The sequence below is a fragment of the Streptomyces sp. NPDC007346 genome (assembly GCF_040703535.1).
Lineage (GTDB): Bacteria > Actinomycetota > Actinomycetes > Streptomycetales > Streptomycetaceae > Streptomyces.
The window spans coordinates 1-17,086 of record NZ_JBEYKR010000069.1; the positions used below are offsets into that span (position 1 = coordinate 1).

At 73.1% G+C, this 17,086-nt stretch carries 15 protein-coding genes; 7 read left to right on the forward strand and 8 right to left on the reverse strand.

The window, feature by feature from the left end:
• The first annotated feature begins 141 nt into the window (after nucleotides 1–141).
• The 4 genes from AB0917_RS19150 (at nucleotide 142) to AB0917_RS19165 (ending at nucleotide 3,306) form a co-directional block, all read left to right on the forward strand.
• Nucleotides 142–507: an Rv2175c family DNA-binding protein gene (locus AB0917_RS19150; RefSeq protein WP_366820767.1), complete on the forward strand. Its 366-nt coding sequence runs from the start codon at nucleotides 142–144 to the stop codon at nucleotides 505–507.
• 79 nt (nucleotides 508–586) lie between these two features.
• Complete coding sequence (thiE, locus tag AB0917_RS19155; protein ID WP_366820769.1) at nucleotides 587–1,237, forward strand: thiamine phosphate synthase; 651 nt, start codon at nucleotides 587–589, stop codon at nucleotides 1,235–1,237.
• Between the two features lie 134 nt (nucleotides 1,238–1,371).
• A complete protein-coding gene (metF, locus tag AB0917_RS19160) occupies nucleotides 1,372–2,289 on the forward strand; it encodes a methylenetetrahydrofolate reductase [NAD(P)H] (protein WP_366820770.1) in 918 nt (305 codons plus the stop codon).
• A gap of 48 nt (nucleotides 2,290–2,337) precedes the next feature.
• Nucleotides 2,338–3,306, forward strand: coding sequence for a hypothetical protein (locus AB0917_RS19165; RefSeq protein WP_366820771.1), 969 nt, complete (start codon nucleotides 2,338–2,340; stop codon nucleotides 3,304–3,306).
• 60 nt (nucleotides 3,307–3,366) lie between these two features.
• Here the strand turns inward: AB0917_RS19165 and AB0917_RS19170 are convergent, their stop codons facing one another.
• The 5 genes from AB0917_RS19170 to AB0917_RS19190 all read right to left on the reverse strand — a co-directional run bounded on the left by AB0917_RS19170 (nucleotide 3,367) and on the right by AB0917_RS19190 (nucleotide 9,450).
• On the reverse strand, nucleotides 3,367–4,872 hold the full coding sequence (locus AB0917_RS19170; protein WP_366820772.1) for an NAD(P)/FAD-dependent oxidoreductase: 1,506 nt from the start codon (nucleotides 4,870–4,872) through the stop codon (nucleotides 3,367–3,369).
• Between the two features lie 31 nt (nucleotides 4,873–4,903).
• The gene (locus AB0917_RS19175) at nucleotides 4,904–5,521 is read right to left on the reverse strand and encodes a DUF4126 domain-containing protein (protein WP_366820773.1); all 618 of its coding nucleotides are present in this window, start codon (nucleotides 5,519–5,521) and stop codon (nucleotides 4,904–4,906) included.
• A 458-nt stretch (nucleotides 5,522–5,979) separates the two neighbouring features.
• Nucleotides 5,980–6,591, reverse strand: a complete 612-nt coding sequence (locus AB0917_RS19180) for a TetR/AcrR family transcriptional regulator (protein WP_366820774.1) — start codon at nucleotides 6,589–6,591, stop codon at nucleotides 5,980–5,982.
• Between the two features lie 29 nt (nucleotides 6,592–6,620).
• Entirely contained in the window at nucleotides 6,621–8,708 is a 2,088-nt protein-coding gene (locus tag AB0917_RS19185) for a YhgE/Pip domain-containing protein (protein ID WP_366820775.1), read from the reverse strand.
• A complete protein-coding gene (locus AB0917_RS19190) occupies nucleotides 8,680–9,450 on the reverse strand; it encodes an ATP-binding cassette domain-containing protein (protein WP_366820776.1) in 771 nt (256 codons plus the stop codon). The genes AB0917_RS19185 and AB0917_RS19190 overlap by 29 nt, the downstream gene beginning before the upstream one ends.
• Before the next feature lie 197 nt (nucleotides 9,451–9,647).
• On the opposite strand from AB0917_RS19190, the gene AB0917_RS19195 reads away from it, so the two are divergent.
• The 3 genes from AB0917_RS19195 to AB0917_RS19205 all read left to right on the forward strand — a co-directional run bounded on the left by AB0917_RS19195 (nucleotide 9,648) and on the right by AB0917_RS19205 (nucleotide 11,765).
• Nucleotides 9,648–10,175, forward strand: a complete 528-nt coding sequence (locus AB0917_RS19195) for an SAV_6107 family HEPN domain-containing protein (protein WP_366820778.1) — start codon at nucleotides 9,648–9,650, stop codon at nucleotides 10,173–10,175.
• Nucleotides 10,176–10,300: 125 nt separating this feature from the next.
• Nucleotides 10,301–11,059, forward strand: coding sequence for a methyltransferase (locus AB0917_RS19200; RefSeq protein ID WP_366820779.1), 759 nt, complete (start codon nucleotides 10,301–10,303; stop codon nucleotides 11,057–11,059).
• Between the two features lie 301 nt (nucleotides 11,060–11,360).
• The gene (locus AB0917_RS19205; RefSeq protein WP_366820780.1) at nucleotides 11,361–11,765 is read left to right on the forward strand and encodes a DUF3040 domain-containing protein; all 405 of its coding nucleotides are present in this window, start codon (nucleotides 11,361–11,363) and stop codon (nucleotides 11,763–11,765) included.
• A 464-nt stretch (nucleotides 11,766–12,229) separates the two neighbouring features.
• Here AB0917_RS19205 and AB0917_RS19210 read toward each other — a convergent pair whose 3' ends face one another.
• Genes AB0917_RS19210 through AB0917_RS19220 form a run of 3 tightly spaced genes read right to left on the reverse strand, consistent with a single transcriptional unit; the run spans nucleotide 12,230 to nucleotide 17,072 of the window.
• The gene (locus tag AB0917_RS19210) at nucleotides 12,230–14,650 is read right to left on the reverse strand and encodes a DUF3488 and transglutaminase-like domain-containing protein (RefSeq protein ID WP_366820781.1); all 2,421 of its coding nucleotides are present in this window, start codon (nucleotides 14,648–14,650) and stop codon (nucleotides 12,230–12,232) included.
• Nucleotides 14,647–16,020: a DUF58 domain-containing protein gene (locus AB0917_RS19215; protein WP_366820783.1), complete on the reverse strand. Its 1,374-nt coding sequence runs from the start codon at nucleotides 16,018–16,020 to the stop codon at nucleotides 14,647–14,649. The genes AB0917_RS19210 and AB0917_RS19215 overlap by 4 nt, the downstream gene beginning before the upstream one ends.
• Nucleotides 16,020–17,072, reverse strand: a complete 1,053-nt coding sequence (locus AB0917_RS19220) for a MoxR family ATPase (protein WP_366820784.1) — start codon at nucleotides 17,070–17,072, stop codon at nucleotides 16,020–16,022. The genes AB0917_RS19215 and AB0917_RS19220 overlap by 1 nt, the downstream gene beginning before the upstream one ends.
• Between the last annotated feature and the right edge of the window lie 14 nt (nucleotides 17,073–17,086).

The window sequence follows — 17,086 nt, forward strand, 5'->3', positions numbered from 1 at the left end:
CATCCCGAACACCCCCCCGCGTACACCTTCCACACCCCCGCCGGGTGTGCCCCGGGCCGCCGGGGGGGGGGCCGGCCCGCGCGACCCCCGTACGGTCGGCCCGGCTACCGGCTGTCAGTCCTGGATGGCACGCTTGTCCTTGTGACCGAGATTGACGCAAGGACCGATGCTCTCGTCCCCGCCTGGCTCCACCTCCCCGACATCGCGGAAAAGCTCGATGTCGAGGTGACGCGTGTACGGCAGTTGGTCAAGGAAGGCCAGCTCATCGCCGTACGCCGTGGTGAGAACCGGACGCTTCAGGTGCCTGCCGCCTTCATCGACGGCGACAAGGTGGTCAAGGGCCTCTCCGGCACCCTGACCCTCCTGAGGGACGACGGCTATTCCGACGAAGAGATGCTGGAGTGGCTCTTCACTCCCGACCCGACCCTGCCCGGCACCCCCGCACAGGCGCTGAGCGAGAATCGCGGTACGGAGGTGAAGCGCCGAGCCCAGGCGCTCGCCGTCTGACCGACACGACAGGAAGCGGCGCACGGGCCCCGCGGACAGCGGTGCCCGTGCCCCGCCACGACCACGGGGGGACTCCACCATGCCCACGCCTCGCGAGCAGCTGTCCGACGCCCGGCTCTATCTGTGCACGGACGCCCGCAGGACCCAGGGCGACCTCCCGGCCTTCCTGGACGCCGTGCTCTCCAGCGGCGTCGACATCGTCCAGCTCCGGGACAAGGGCATGGAGGCCGCCGAGGAGCTGGACCACCTCGCGGTCTTCGCCGACGCCTGCCGGCGCCACGGCAAGCTCCTGGCGGTCAACGACCGCGCCGACGTCGCCCACGCCATCGGCGCCGACGTCCTCCACCTGGGCCAGGGCGACCTGCCGGTGGGCGCCGCCCGCGCGATCATCGGCACCGGCCCGGTGATCGGCCGCTCCACGCACGCCGAGTCCGAGGTGGACGCCGCCGTCGCCCAGGAGGGCGTGGACTACTTCTGCACCGGCCCCTGCTGGCCCACCCCCACCAAGCCCGGCCGGCACGCCCCCGGCCTGGACCTCGTGCGGTACGCGGCCTCCCTGGAGCAGCCGCGCCCCTGGTTCGCGATCGGCGGGATCGACGCGGGGAACCTGGACGAGGTGCTGGAGGCCGGAGCCCGCCGGATCGTGGTCGTCCGGGCGATCACCGAGGCGGACGACCCGTCGGCCGCCACCGCCGACCTGGCGAAGAGGGTCCGCTCGCACACGCTCTGAGCAGCCTTTTCGCGTCGGACGCCACCCGGGTTCGAGACGCCGTCGTCCCAAGGGGTGGACGACAAAATGGCGAAACATGACAATCCCGGTCGCTCTGGTTGGGAGAGTGACCACCCCCTGGTTAATCTCGCCCTATGGCCCTTGGGACAGCTTCCACCAGGACGGACCACGCACGCACGGTGCGTGACCTGCTCGCGACCGGCAAAGCCTCGTACTCCTTCGAGTTCTGGGCGCCCAAGACGGAAAAGGGTGAGCGGAACCTCTGGAACGCGCTGCGCCGGATCGAGGCGGTGCGCCCGAGCTTCGTCTCGGTCACCTACGGAGCCGGTGGCTCCACCCGGGCCGGGACGGTGCGGGCGACCCAGCAGATCGCCGCCGACTCCACGCTCACCCCGGTCGCCCACCTCACCGCGGTCAGCCACTCGATCGCCGAACTGCGCAACATGATCGGCCAGTACGCCGACGCCGGGATCAGGAACATCCTCGCGGTCCGCGGCGACCCGCCCGGCGACCCGATGGGCGAGTGGATCGAGCACCCGCAGGGCGTGAAGTACGCGGCCGACCTCGTCCGCCTCATCAAGGAGTCCGGCGACTTCTGCGTCGGCGTCGCCGCATTCCCCGAGATGCACCCGCGCTCCACCGACTGGGACACCGACATCGGTCATTTCGTCGACAAGTGCCGGGCGGGGGCCGATTACGCGATCACCCAGATGTTCTTCCGCCCGGAGGACTATCTCCGGATGCGTGACCGAGTGGTCGCTGCCGGTTGTGAAACGCCGGTCATTCCCGAAATCATGCCGCTCACCAGTGTGAAACAACTGGAAAGATTCTCGCAGCTCAGCAACGCGACCGTGCCTGAGCCGCTGAAAGAGCGCATCCTCGCGGTCAAGGACGATCCGGCCGCTGTACGCTCCATTGGCATCGAGTTCGCAACGGAGTTCTGCGCGAAACTGCTGTCCGAGGGTGTACCCGGACTGCACTTCATCACGCTCAACAACTCGACGGCAACGCTCGAGATCTACGAAAATCTCGGACTGCACAAGCAGTCGTGACCGGCCGTACCCGCCCCCGAGCGGCTGCGGCCGCAGGAGGGGGCGGGCGTGGGCTGGACGGTCCTCTACATCGCATTCGGCTTGGTGGCACTGTGGCTGCTGGGTGAGGTGCTGCTGCAGTACAAGGCGCGGCTGCGCTGGCGGCTCCTGGCCTTCGGCGGCTTCCTCACCGTGGTCATCGGGGTCCTGCTCGGCTCGCGCGCGGTCATCGTCGTCGGGGCGCTCGCCTTCGCCACCGGACAGACCTTCGTGACGCTCTCCTTCCGGCGCGGCTTCTCCACCGGCTGGGCCATAGGCGGCAGTCCGGGCGAGAGCCGACGTCGCCGCGGGGAGCGCGCGGCCGCCAAGGAGCCCACGCTGGAGGTCTCCGACCTGGAGGTCTCGGACCCCGCCACCGAGGCCGGCTTCGACTCCTTCGGCCACGCGGGGGCCCCCTCCACCGCGTTCGACGCCCCCGCCTCCGTGTACGAGCCGCAGCCGCTGCCCGACGACACCGGCCAGTACGGCGTGTACAGCGACCCCGGTCACCAGGCGAACGGCTCCGGCCACCCCGGCCCGGACCAGCAGCCGTACGAGGCGGACCCCGCGGCCCAGCCGCAGTTCGCCGCCTACGACCCGTACGCCGGCTACGACCAGCAGCAGAACCAGGACGCCTACGCGGGACCGTACGACTACGGGACGGACCGGCAGAGCTACGCCGCCTACTCCGACCCGTACATCGGCACCACCACCGCGGCGGCCTCCTACGGCGGTTACGAGGCCTACGGCAACGGCTACGACAGCCAGGGCGGCCGGCAGGGTTACGCCGACCCCTACGCCCAGAGCCACGGCACGGACGCGTACGCCACGGACACCCCGCCCGGGGGCGTCTGGGTCCCGCAGCAGCGCGACGCCGAGCAGTACCCCCCGATACCGCCCGAGCAGCCCGCTCCCTACGGCCAGGGCAACGGCCAGAGCAACGGCCGGAGCAACGGACAGGGCTACGACACCGGCCAGAACGAGCAGTACCGCTACTGACGCGGGGCGGCAGCCGGAGGCCCGGCCGCCTGCCGTCGTCGTACGGCAGGCGGTCGGCGGCTAGCGCGAGCCGCGGAAGTCGTCGCCCTCCACCACGAGTCCGGCCACCAGCGTCCCCGACATCCCGGCGTGCGCGAGCCCGCCGCCCGGGTGCGACCAGCCGCCCGCCAGATACAGCCCCGGCAGCCGGGTGAGGTTGCCAGGGTGCAGATACGCCCCTCCCGCACCGGCCAGCGCGGGCGGCGGCACCGACCCGCCCTCGGCCCCCGTCCCGGCCTCGGTCTCCGCAGGCGTACGGACCTGCGTGTGCAGGATCCGCTCCCGCAGCCCGGGAACGGCCGCCTCGGCCCGCTCCACCAGCACATCGGCGAACCGCTGCCGCACCGCCGGGTCCGTCCAGTCGACCGGGCCCTGCGGGGCCACCGTCGCCGTCAGCGTCACCGCCTCGTGCGCCGCGTCCGGGCGGGTCGCCGGGTCGTCGGGGCGCAGCACCGTCACCGTGGGGTGCGCGGCGACCCGGCCCCCGAACACCGCCTCCTGCTCCGCCGCCCCGTCGGCGCTGTGCACCACGCTCCGGTGCACCGCGTCCGCCTCCCGGGCCCCGCGCAGCGACAGCAGCACCACGAACCGCCCCGGCACCGCCGGGCCCGGCCGGACCGTCACATCGCCGGCGCCCCACACCTGCTGAGCCGGCACCAGACCGGCGTGCGGCCGGACGCCCAGCACCACCCGGTCCGCCTCGGCCACCTCGCCGCCCGCCAGCTCCACGCCCGCCGCCCGGCCGTCCTTCTCGACGACCCGGACCACCTCGGCCCCGAAGACGAAGCCCACCTTCCGGGCCACGCACCGCTCGTACACGGCACGGGCCAGCTCCCGCATCCCGCCCATCACGTACCAGCTGCCGAAGGTCTGCTCCATGTACGGCAGCAGCGCCGCGCTCGCGGGGGCGGTGCGCGGGTCGAGGCCGTAGGAGAGCGCGTACCCGTCGAGCAGGGCCGCGAGCCGGGCGTCCGCCAGCTCCCAGGCGCCGATCTCCGCCACGGTGGCCGCCTGCCGGGTGCGCAGCAGCCGACGCTGCCTGAGCGCGGGATACGGGTCGCGGCCCAGCACCTGGTGGTCCGCCCGCAGCGGCTCCTCCAGCAGCGGCCGCCGCGACCGGTCCCAGGCGTCCCGGGCCCGCTCCAGGAATCCGCTCCAGCGCTCCCCGGCGCCGGCCCCGAGCGCCGCGTCCAGGGCGGAAGCCACCCCGGCCCGGGAGGCGTTGGGCAGGGACAGGGCCGTGCCGTCCGCGAAGAGGTGACGGCTCGCCGGGTCGACCTGGGTCAGCGTGACGCACTGCTCCAGGGACTCCTTGCCGGTCTTGACGAAGAGGTCCCGCTGGACGGCGGGCAGATGCAGCAGCCCCGGCCCCGTGTCGAAGACGAAGCCCTCGTGCTCATGGCGGCCCACCGAGCCGCCGTAGCTCGCGGACCGCTCGTAGACCGTCACCTTGTCGCCCGCGACGGCGAGCCGGGCGGCCGCCGCCATGGCGCCCGTCCCGGCGCCGATCACCGCAATTCGTGCCATGCCGGTGACTTTATCGACCGGCACCGACAGCTCAGCCGGGAGGCCGGGGCCCCTCCGCGCCGGCCAGGCGTTTCTCCTCGCGGCGCTGGGCCCGGCGGCGCAGGAAGCGGCGGATCCGCGAGGTCAGGAAGACCACGAGGACGATCCCGAGCACCAGCAGCACACCGGCGATCACGGCCGCCGCCACCGGGTTGAATATGGCGAACGTGACGACTCCGGCGACGCCGAGGTCCTCGACGATGCTCATCCCGATGTTGCTGAAGGGCTCCGGGGAGGTGTTGACCGCCATCCTCGTGCCGGCCTTCACCAGATGGCTGATCAGCGCCGTCGACCCGCCGATCGCACCGGCCGCCAGCTCCGGCAGCGAACCGCTCTCCCCGGCGAGCAGCGCGGCGATCACCGCCCCGGCCACCGGACGGATCACGGTGTGCGCGGTGTCCCACACCGAGTCCACGTACGGGATCTTGTCGGCCACCACCTCGCAGAGGAAGAGCACACCGGCCACGATCAGCACATCGGTGCGCTGCAAGGCGGCGGGCACCTCGTCGGAGACGCCGGTCGCGCCGAAGACGCCGAGCAACAGGACCACCGCGTAGGCGTTGATCCCGCTCGCCCAGCCACTTGTGAACACCAGAGGGATTACGGACACGCAGGAGATCGTAACGACCCCGCCGGACGGCCGTGCGGGCCCCGGTGCACGGCCCTGAGTACCCGTACCTAGGCGGCGAGATGAGTAGTTGCGCGGATAGGCCCGGACCTGCGGGGACGGAAGAGTGGTGACCACGGAAGGGGCGCGGCGCCCGGACCGCCGGCACGGGGCGGCGGAACGGCGCGGCCCCTGACGGAACGGGGGCGCACGACGTCAGGACCCGGGGGCCACGGGGGACATACGGGGCCACGGGGGACGGGTCCGACGGAAGTACGCAAGACGCCGGTCCGGTGGAGTCCGCGGGGGATGCGGGCTCCACCGGCCGGCGTCTTCGTATGCGGCGAGGACTTCCGTGAGGGCGTCCGAGGGATTCCGTGAGGGCGTCCGCGGGAATCTGTGAGGGCGTCTCCGGGAGGCTGCTCCGGGAGACGCCCTCACAGGGTCCGCTCGGCGCTCGCTCAGCGCCCGCTGACCCGCCCGTGCAGCAGCAGGGACAGCGCCGAGTGGACCTCGTCGATCGAGCGCTCCGGCTGGAACGCCTGCCAGTCCAGCGCCGCCACCAGCACCATCCCGACCAGGGCGGCCGCCGTCAGCGGGATGTCGATCTCCTCGCTCAGCTCACCGCTGCCCACCGCCTCGCGCAGGACGTCCTCCACCACCGCGACGGCCTCCTGCCGCACCACCAGCAGCGTGGACTGCCAGGCGCGGTTGGTGCGCCAGAGCTCGGCCACGTACAGCTGGGTGAAGGCGGGGTAGCGGTCGATGAAGGCCAGGCCGGCCCGGATCATCGCGTCCAGCGCCTCGACCCGGGTGCCGCCGTGCTCCTTCGACTCCTCGGCGGCGGCCCGCAGCGAGGCCGTCAGGAGCCCGACGCCGTGCCGGAGCAGCTCCTCGAACAGTTCGGTCTTGCTCTTGAAGTTGTAATAGACCGTGCCCTTGGCGACCCCGGCCCGCTCGGCGATCTCGTCGACGGTGGTCGCCGAGAAGCCCTTCTCGGCGATGAGGGTCACCGCCGCCTCGTAGAGCCTCTGCCGGGTGGCCTGGCGGCGCGTGGTGCCACTGCTTTCCATGAGCCCGATTCTCCCAGCTTCCGGCGCGCTCACAGGCTCAGCTCCGGGTGCAGCCGGCTCAGGCTCCACACCTGCTTGCGGCGCGCGGTGAACGCGGTCAGGGCGAGGGCGCCGACGGTGAAGGCCCCCAGGACCGCGCAGCCCAGCCACACCGGGCCCAGGGGGCCGCCGGTGATGAGCCGGCGCAGCCCCTCGACGACGTACGTCATGGGCAGGTACGGGTGGATCGCGCCGAAGAAGCCGGGGCTGGTCTGGACGGGGTACGTGCCCCCGGCCGAGGTCAGCTGGAGCATCAGCACGACCAGCACCAGGATGCGTCCCGCCGCGCCGAAGCAGGCGTTCAGCCACTGCACGATCGAGGCGAAGCAGCAGGTCACCAGGGCCAGGAAGGCGACCGTCCCGGCGGAGCGCTCCATCTGGAGCCCCAGGCCCCAGTGGAGGACGGCCATCAGGGCGCCGACCTGGAGGATGCCGATGGCGGCGACCGGGAGCCATCCGGCGAAGGCGATCCGCCAGGCGGAGGCGCCGGTGGACAGGGCCCGCCTGTTGAGCGGCTGGATGATCATGTACGCGACCATCGCGCCGACCCAGAGGGAGAGCGGGATGAAGTACGGGGCGAAACCGGTGCCGTAGTTGGGTGCCGCGTGAAGAGACTTGGAGGCCAGCTTCACCGGGTCGGCCATGACATCGGTACGGGCGTCGCGGTCCTTCTTGTCGTAGTCCGGGATCTTCTCCGCGCCGTCGTGGAGGCCCTGGGCGAGTTCGGCCGAGCCGTCGCCGAGCCGGAACAGCCCGCCGTCCAGGTTCTCCGCGCCCGTCTTGAGCTTGCCGACGCCGGTGTCCAGGTCGGCTGAGCCGGTACGGGCGTTGCCGAGGCCGGTGTGCAGGTCCGCCGCGCCCGCGGAGACCTGGTGGGCGCCGGTGTTGAGGGCGTTGACGTCCTTGACGGCCTTCTCCAGGTCGTCGTCCAGGGTCGGCGCGCGCTTCGCCAGCGTCTCCGCCTGCTTCTGGAAGGTGGCCAGATGGGCGCTGAGCGTCTTCAGCTCGCCGTTCTGGCTGGTGGCCAGCTTGCTGACGTCGGCGGCGACCACGGCGGCGTCGGACGCCGTCTCACTGGCCTTCTTCAGCGCGGGGCAGGACGCCTCGTCGGGCTCGGCGGCCTCCTCGCACCGGGTGCGGTACACCCCGGCGAGTTTGTCGGCGGCCGTGCGGGCGTCGGCGGCCGCGGCCGGGGCGGCGGTCACCAGCCGGTCGAGCTCCTCGCGTGTGGTCCTGGACCCTTCGGCGACCAGGCGGGCGGTGTCCCCGATGGCCTTCCCGTTCTCCTTGAAGAAGGGGCGGGCGTCGTCGGCGATGCCGTTGACCTTGTCGGCCAGGGCCTGGGTGCCGCCGGCCACCTCACGGGCACCGGAGGAGACCTTGCCCGCCCCGGTGTTCAGCTTGACGAGGCCGTCGGAGAGCCGCTTGCTGCCCGCCTTGGAGTCCTTGAGGCCGTCCGCGAGTTCCTTGGAGCCCTCCTTCGCCTTCGAGATGCCGCCCTTGAGTTCATCGGCGCCCTTGGCCGCGTCGGCGGTCTTGTCGTGCAGATCGGAGAAGTTGATGAAGATGCGGTCCAGGAAGCCCCGCGAGGCGTTGAAGGAGGCGGCGTTGCGCACCTCGGCGAAGACCGTCCTGGAGATCTGCCCGACGATGTAGTTGTTGGCGTCGTTGGTCCGCACCTGGAGCGCGCCCGTCTCGGGGGAGTCCCCGCCGCTGGAGGCGATCTTCTCGCTGAAGTCGGCCGGCATCGTCAGCGACAGGTAGTACGTCCCGTCCTCGACGCCCTTGTCCGCTTCCGCGGAGCTCACCTCGTGCCACGCGAACACCTTGGAGTCGAGCAGCTTGTCGCTGATCTCGTCGCCCGCGTTGACGCGCTCGCCGTTGTCGGTGGCGCCCTTGTCGTTGTTGACCAGGGCCACGGGCAGCTTGTCGAGGTTCCCGTACGGGTCCCAGAACGAGAACAGGTACAGGGCGCCGTAGAGCAGCGGCAGGAGCAGCAGGGCGACCAGCGCGGCGGCCGGCAGCTTCCCCCTGCGGAACCGCCTCAGCTCAAGCGCGGCCAGCTTCGGCGAACGCATCGGCCGCCTCCTCTTCGGTGGTGGGTGCGGTGGGGGCGTCTTCGGCGGCGGGCGCGGTCCGGACGGTCCGGGCGCCCTCGGGGGCCTCGCTGCACACGGCGAGCACGGTGGTGCCGGAATCGGCGATGGACCGCAGCAGCGCCCAGGCGTCGGCCCGTTCGGCGGGGGAGAGCTTGAGGTCGGCGTCGTCCAGCGCGAGCAGCCGCGGGGTGCCGATCATCGCCAGGGCGACGGAGAGCCGCAGCGCTTCGAGCCGCTCCAGATCCCGTACGGAGGTCCGCTCGGCCTTGGGCAGGGTGGCGGGGTCCAGCCCCGCGGCCTCCAGGGCCGTGTCGATCCGGGCCCGCGCGGCGGCCCGGCGCTCGGCGCGCGGACGCAGCAGGGTGCGCAGGGAGGTCCCGTAACGGCCCTGGAGCAGGGCCCGTTCGCGCAGGTGCTCGGCGACGGTGAAGGCGGGGTCCAGCTCGCTGACGCCGGGGACCGGGCCGAGGGCCGCGATCCTGCGGACGGCGGCGGCCTTGCGGGGCAGTTCGAGGCGGCCGACCTGGGCGCTGCCCTCGGTGGCGCGCATGCGCCCGGTCAGCGCGAGCAGAAGACAGGTACGCCCGGAGCCGGACGGCCCCTCAATGGCGACGAGCGACCCCGGCGGCGCGCTGAACCCCACCTTGCGAAAGGCCCAGCCACGCGGCCCTTTGAGTCCGAAGTCCTCGGCGCCGACTGCGGCGCCGTGCGGGCTCTCCACAGACCCTCCCCCGAATCTCGTCCGTGTTCCGGCCGCGGAATTCTTTTGCACTGACCGGTCAGTGCAAAAAGTTAGCCGGAACTGGCGCTCGAAGCAAAACAGCAGGTCAGGGAAGGGTTCTGACCGATTGTCAGTGGGGGCCGCCACCATGGATGCATACGGCCACGGAGCCGTCACACGACGACAGGAGGTTCGTCATGGCCAGCTCGTCCGCAGCCGCCGCCCCGCGGCGCCGCGCAGGCAGCCCTGCCCCCTCACTGACCGGTCCCGCCGACGATGTGCACCCCGTGCTGCGCCGCACCACGGCACCGCCCGCCGCCCTCGACCTGCTCGCCAAGGCCCGCACCGGCCTGGACGAGGCCGCCGTGCTCCACGAACCGAACGAGCGCTACGCCACCGCCCACCTCGCGGCCCTGCGCACGGCGGCCGCCGTGCTGGCCGCCCGTGGCCGCCCCGAGACGAACAAGCGCCACCGCGACCGCATCCGCAGCGCCTGGGAGGTCCTCCCGGAGATAGCGCCCGAGCTCACCGAGTGGAGCGACCTCTTCGCCTCCGGCGCGCCCCGCCGGGCCCGCGCGGAGGCCGGCATGCCCGGCGCCGCCAGCAGCCGGGACGCGGACGACCTGCTGCGCGACGCCGCCCGGTTCCTGCGTCTGGTGGAACGGCTGCTGGTCCTCCAGCCGGTGCTCCCGCAGCCGAGACCGGGGAGGTCAGCCGCAGGGTGAGACGGGCCGGTGCCGGATGACCGGGACGGCGGTGCGAGGCAATAGGGTGGTGAGCGCTCACATCACCACCTGCACTGTTCACGCTCCGCCGTCCCAGGCGGCACCGTGCCGAGGAGTCATCTGCCGTGTCGGACCAGCTGCGCCCCCGCGCCTCCCTCCGTACCGCCGTGGTCTGGGAGGTCCTGAAGGAGGCTCTGGACCGTCAGGCCAAGGCGGCCGGCCAGGACGCCCTGGACGTTCTGGACACCGGCGGCGGCACCGGGAACTTCGCGGTGCCCGCCGCCCGGCTCGGCCACCGGGTCACCGTCGTCGACCCCAGCCCCAACGCGCTCTTCGCGCTGGAGCGCCGCGCCGCCGAGGCCGGGGTCGCCGACCGCGTCCGGGGCGTCCAGGGCGACATCCTCGGCCTGTTCGACGTCGTGGAGCGCGGCGGGTTCGACGCGGTGCTCTGCCACGGCGTCCTGGAGTACGTCGACGAGCCCGCCGAGGGCGTACGGAACGCGGTGGAGGCCCTGCGCCCCTCCGGCGCCCTCAGCCTGCTCGCCGCGGGCCTGGGCGGGGCCGTTCTGGCCCGCGCGCTGGCCGGCCACTTCACCGAGGCCCGGCAGGCGCTCGCCGACCCGGCGGGCCGCTGGGGCGAAGGCGACCCGGTGCCCCGTCGCTTCACTGCCGAGCAGCTCTCGGAGCTGGTGTCCGGGGCCGGTCTGGAGGTCGGCGCCGTGCACGGCGTGCGGGTCTTCGCCGACCTCGTGCCCGGCGCCCTGGTGGACACCGAGCCCGGCGCCATGGAGGCGCTCCTGAGGCTGGAAGCCGCCGTCGCCGAGCTGCCCGCCTTCCACTCCGTCGCGACGCAGCTGCACGTTCTGGGCCAGAGGCGCCCCTGAACCGGCCGTGCGAACCGGCCCCCGGAAGCCCCGCGAGGGCCGGTACGGGGCTGATCAGCAACGAAGCTGCGGACAGAGTAGGACTCGGGACGCCCGTAGCGGGCAGGAGCCCCGTATGATCGGGTGACACCATCCGGCATGACGGATCGGTCGTCGGGGAATCTACGCCTCAACAGCCGAGCCGACATAGCGGTCCGGACTGGCTGAACGCTAGAGGGCGGGTTTCACGGGGGCGAATCCCTGCCTATCCTGGAAGGGCCGCATACCGGTCGCCCCCGCGGCCGACGACGAGGAGGACTCCGTGCCGCTCTCGGAGCACGAGCAGCGAATGCTCGAGCAGATGGAGCGAGCGCTGTACGCCGAAGATCCCAAGTTCGCGACAGCGCTTGAGGGAAGCGGGCTGCGTACGTACACCCGACGAAGGGTCTACCAGGCGGTCGCTGGCTTCCTGGTGGGTATCGCGCTCCTCATGGCCGGAATGGTCGCCCAGCAGATCTGGATCAGCGTGGTGGGGTTCCTCGTCATGCTCGGCTGTGCCGTGCTCGCGGTCACCGGATGGCGCAAAGCGCCGAAACCCGGTGAACAGCAGCAGGCCGCCGCGGACGGCGGGGACAGCGGCTCACGCCGCCGACCTAGACAACGCCGGTCGATGATGAACCGCATCGAGCAACGGTGGCAACGCCGCCGCGACGAACAGGGCCAGTAAGACTCTTCTCGGCCCGGCCCCGGAGCTGATGACGGGGCAGGGCACGCTGAGCACGACGTACGACGTAACGCACCGATGGGTGAGGGGCGGCCGCATTTCTGCGGCCGCCCCTCAGCCGTTGCTCCCGACAGATGCCAGGTGCCAGGCCTGCCAGATGCCAGGCCGAGGACCCGTGTGACGAATCCGGCGGCCGGCAGCGCGCCGGGCACGGTCAGGCCGCCCCAGACGGCGGGGCGCTCCCGGACCAGCCTCTTCCTCAGCCGGGCCGCCGCCACGAGGTCAGCCGGGCCGCCCCGAGGCCGTCCGGGCCGGCACGAGGCCACCCGCGCCAGCCCCAAGGTCAACCCCGCCCGCACGAGGCCACCCGCGCCAGCCCCAAGGTCAACCCCGCCGGCACGAGGCCAACCCCGCCGGCCCCAAGGTCAGCCGCGCCGGTACCACGTCGATCGTGCCGGCGCGTGACCTCAGCCGTGCTGGCGCGACAGCCGCCGCCAGCGGTCCGTCCAGCGGCCACGGCCCGGACGGTCCGTCCACCGCTGCACGAGCCCCGTCCACCGGTCCGAGACCGCCCACACCACCCGGACGGCCGAGCGCGGCGCCAGCTTCGCCCGCAGCCGTGCGCCCCGGGAGGCCGAGGCCTCCAGGGCTGCCCGTACCGTCAGCGCGTCCTCGGTCAGCCCGGCCGCGGGGCGCGGCTCGGGGGCGTACAGCACCTGTTCCACCGCGCTCGCGATCCGGTGCACGGCCTCGGCCGCCATGATGTCGAGCCCACCCAGACGGACGATCCGGGCCGCCGCCTTCCGGGGCGTCAGCGACTCGTCCGGCGCGATGCCGTAGTCCCAGGCGCAGTCGGTGATCTCCTGCCAGGCCGCCAGCGCCCTGGCCGCCGCGTCCGCGGGCGTACGCCCCCCTGAGCCGAGCCGCCGGTTCCTCGCCCGGGCCCGCCAGAGCAGCGGCAGCAGGGGCAGCAGCAGGACCAGGAGCGCCCCGAGACCCACCAGCACGACCGTGCCGGCCGGGGTGCCCTCGTCGGTCGGGGACGTCGGGCCGGGCGCGGCGGAGAGACCGCACTCACCCTGTCGGCGCAGCTGCGGCGAGCAGCTTTCCGGGGCGGACGGGGCCGCGGACGGAGCGGTGGAGGCACCGGCCGACGGCTGCGCCGGAGCGCTCGCACCGTCCGTGGGGGTCTGCGGCAGGGTGTACGTCGGCACGGTCCCCCGGCTCGGGGTGGGCTCGAACCGGGTCCACCCCACCCCCTCGAAGTACAGCTCGGGCCAGGCATGCGCGTCGCGCAGCCCGACCGAGGTCGAGCCGTCCGCCTGGAGCGTGCCCGGGGTGAAGCCCACCGCGACCCGGGACGGGATGTCCAGGGTCCGGGCCATCGCCGCCATCGCGAAGGAGAAGTGGATGCAGAACCCCTCCTTGTCACGGAGGAACCGCTCTATGGCCCGCGAGCCGGTCCCCGAGCTGACCGAGGTGTTGTACGTGAAGCCGCCCTCGGAGGCGAACCAGCTCTGGAGCTTCACAGCCTGCTCGTAGGCGTTGGCCGAGCCCTCGGTGATCCTCACAGCCTCCTCGGCCACCACATCCGGCAGCGAGCCGGGGACCTGGGTGTACTCGCTGAGCAGCTTCCGCGGCGGCGGTCCGGCCGCCGCCAGCTGGGCCGCGGTCGGCTCGACGATCAGGCTGGAGACCTCGTACTGCGCGCCGCCGGTGTTCTGCCCGTTGTCGCCGACGAGCGTGCGGCCCTCCGGCTCGTACCGCCAGCGGCCGTCGACCGCCACCTCGCTCGCCGGGTAGGGGAGCGGCAGGTAGGTCTGCTGGTACGAGGGCGAGGAGGAGATGTTCGTCCGGATCTCGGTGACGGCGACGTCGCGGCCGAGACCGGTGGGCTGCGGGAGGCGGCCGGGCACATCCGTCAGACGGCGGGTCGAGGAGCGCCACTCGCTGCCGTTGAACTCGTCCAGGGCCAGGATCCGCAGATAGAGGTCGCGCGGGTCCTGGGCGTTGGTGCGGTAGGTCATCACCTCCCGGTCCTCCGGCTGGTTGAGGTTGTCCTTGAGCGACACCAGCGGGTTCACCGCGGAGATGGTGCCGCCACCGCCGCCCTTGCCGCTCCCGCCGCCCCGGCCGCCCAGCAGACCGCTGTCCAGGGCGGGCAGGGCGGCGGGGACGACCAGGGCGATGCCCAGTGCCAGCACGCCGATGCGCCGTCCGGTGCGGACCGGTGCGAAGGCACCGCCGCCGCGGCCGGACAGGCCGTCCGCCAGACCTCCCGGGGACCGGTTCGCGCCGCCGAAGACGCGCCCCCACCGGGAGAGCCGGTCGCGGCCCTCGGCCAGCAGGAGCAGCAGATAGCCGCAGGCGGCCAGCAGGAACCAGAGCCAGCCCGTCCCGCCCTCACCGAGCCCGGCGGCGACCGAGTACAGGGCGAGCAGCGGCAGACCGGCCGGGGCCGCGCTGCGGAAGGTCACCGCCAGCGCGTCCACCGCCAGCCCGATCAGCACCACCCCGCCGACCACCATCAGCCGGATGCCGTCCGTCATCGGGGCCGGGACGGTGTACGTACCGATGTCCTCCCCGCCCGCCACCAGCAGCTCACCCAGGCGCACCACGGCCTGCGGGCCCGGGAGCAGGCCGAACACGGCCTGGTCCCGCGCGAACACCACGGTCAGCAGGAGCAGGGTCACCAGCGTCTGGGCGGCGATCGTCAGCGACCGGGCCAGCGGAACCCGGCGGGCGAGCGCGCCCACCCCGCTCTGGACCCCGAGCAGCAGCGCAGCCGTCAGGAGCCAGCCCGCCCCGTCCACCAGCGGGATCAGGGCCCCCGACGCCAGGAGTGTCGCCGCATAGGCGCTCAGTGCCAGCCTGGCCCGCCCGCTCATGACCATCCCCCCGCGAAACCTGTCGAACCGCCCGTCCCGGCGGAGTGCGTGTCGGCGCGCATCTGACCCGCCAGCTGCCACAGCGCGGGCAGCTCGGCCCCGGGCTCCACGGGCACCACGGCCCAGCCGGCCTCCCGCAGCTGCCGCAGCCGCCGCTCGGCCCGCGCGGCCTCCGGAGCGTCGGTGACCCCCGACCAGTGGGCGCTGTCCAGGACGAAGGCGACCGCCGCGCCGGTGCGCTGCCGCATCCGGGCCGCGACCGAGGTCTGCTCCTCGTCGAGATCGCCGAAGAACGCGATCAGCAGCCCTTCGTTGCCGCCGCGCAGCACGTCGTGGGCGCGCGAGAGCCCGCCGCCGTCGGAGTGGCCGACGACCGCGAGGGTGTCCAGCATCAGGCCCGCCGAGTCCGCGGACTCCTGGGTCGAGCCCGCGAAGCCGTCGGACCCCTCACCGGGCACCGCGTTCCCGTCGTCCGTGAGCAGCCGTACGGCGAAGCCGCGCTCGAGCATGTGCACCAGGGCGGAGGCCGCCCCCGAGACCGCCCACTCGAACGCCGAGTCGGGCCCGGCCCCCACGTAGCCGACCCCCCGGGTGTCCAGCAGCACCGTGCACCGGGCCCGCTGCGGCTGTTCCTCGCGGCGGACCATCAGCTCGCCGTGGCGTGCGGTGGAGCGCCAGTGGACCCGGCGCAGGTCGTCGCCGTGCCGGTAGCCGCGCGGGATGATGTCGTCCTCGCCGGCGAGGGCCAGCGAGCGCTGACGCCCGTCGCCGTACCCCGACGCCTCGCCCGCGAGCCGCAGGGCGGGCAGCGGCACCGTGCGCGGGATGACGACGAGGGTGTCGTACGCGCTGAAGGAACGGGTCAGCTCGCACATCCCGAACGGGTCGCTGAGCCGCAGCTGCAACGGGCCCAGCGGGTAGCGGCCGCGCAGGTCGGAGCGGACCCGGTAGGACACCTCGCGGCGGCCGCCCCCCTCCACCCGGTCCAGCACGAACCGGGGCCGGGGCCCGAGCACGTACGGCACGCGGTCCTGGAGCATGAGCAGGCCCGTGGGGAGCCGGGAGACGTTGTCCATCCGCAGGTGCACCCGCGCCTCCGAGCCCGCGGGCACCCGGGACGGCGAGAGCCGACGGGTCCCCGTCACCCGGTAGCGGGTGCGGTAGAGCGCGATCACGCAGACCAGGGGCAGCACGGCCAGCAGCAGCCCGACGCGCAGCAGATCGACCTGGCCCAGGACATAGGCGCAGACGGCGGCGGCCACCCCGGCGGCCAGGAAGGAGCGCCCCCGGGTGGTGAGCCCGCCGAGAGCCGCGCGCAGACCGCCCTTGCTGGAGCCGTCCTGCACGGCGCCGGGCTCACCGGCCGCCATCACAGCCGCCGGGGGCCGGGCTGCTGCTGGCCGTAGAGCGGGCGGCCCGGGTCGTGCGCCGCCTGGGCCGGGGGCACGGCGCCACCGGCCGAGGTCGGTACCGGGATGCGCTGGATGATCTCCAGCACCACCTGCTCCGCGGTGCGGCGGTTCAGCTGGGCCTGCGCGGTGGGCAGCAGCCGGTGGGCGAGCACGGGCGCGGCCAGGGCCTGGACGTCGTCCGGCAGGGCGTAGTCGCGGCCGCTCAGGGCCGCCGAGGCCTTCGCGGCGCGCAGCAGGTGCAGCGTCGCGCGCGGCGAGGCCCCGAGCCTGAGGTCGGGGTGGCCGCGGGTGGCCCCGACCAGCTCCACCGCGTACCGTCGCACCGCGTCGGCGACGTGCACCGTACGGACCGCGTCGATCAGCTTGACGATGTCGTGGGCGTGCGCCACCGGCTGGAGGTCGTCCAGCGGGGAGACGCCCCCGTGCACGTCGAGCATCTGAAGCTCGGCCTCCGGACTGGGGTAGCCGATGGAGACCCGGGCCATGAAGCGGTCGCGCTGGGCCTCGGGCAGCGGGTAGGTGCCCTCCATCTCGACCGGGTTCTGGGTGGCCACCACCATGAAGGGGTCGGGCAGCTGGTACGTCTGCCCGTCGATGGTGACCTGGCGCTCCTCCATCGACTCCAGCAGCGCCGACTGCGTCTTCGGCGAGGCGCGGTTGATCTCGTCGCCGATCACGATCTGCGCGAAGATCGCGCCGGGCTTGAACTCGAAGTCGCGCCGCTGCTGGTCGAAGATCGACACCCCGGTGATGTCGGACGGCAGCAGGTCCGGCGTGAACTGGATGCGGCGCACCGAACAGTCGATGGACCGGGCCAGCGCCTTGGCCAGCATGGTCTTGCCGACGCCGGGGACATCCTCGATCAGGAGATGTCCCTCCGCGAGCAGCACGGTCAGCGAAAGCCGTACGACCTCAGGCTTGCCCTCGATCACACCCTCCACCGACCGGCGCACCCGCTCCGCTGTGGTGGTCAGATCTGTGAGGCTCGCTCGATCGTCATAGGTCGTCACCCGGCCCTCCTCGG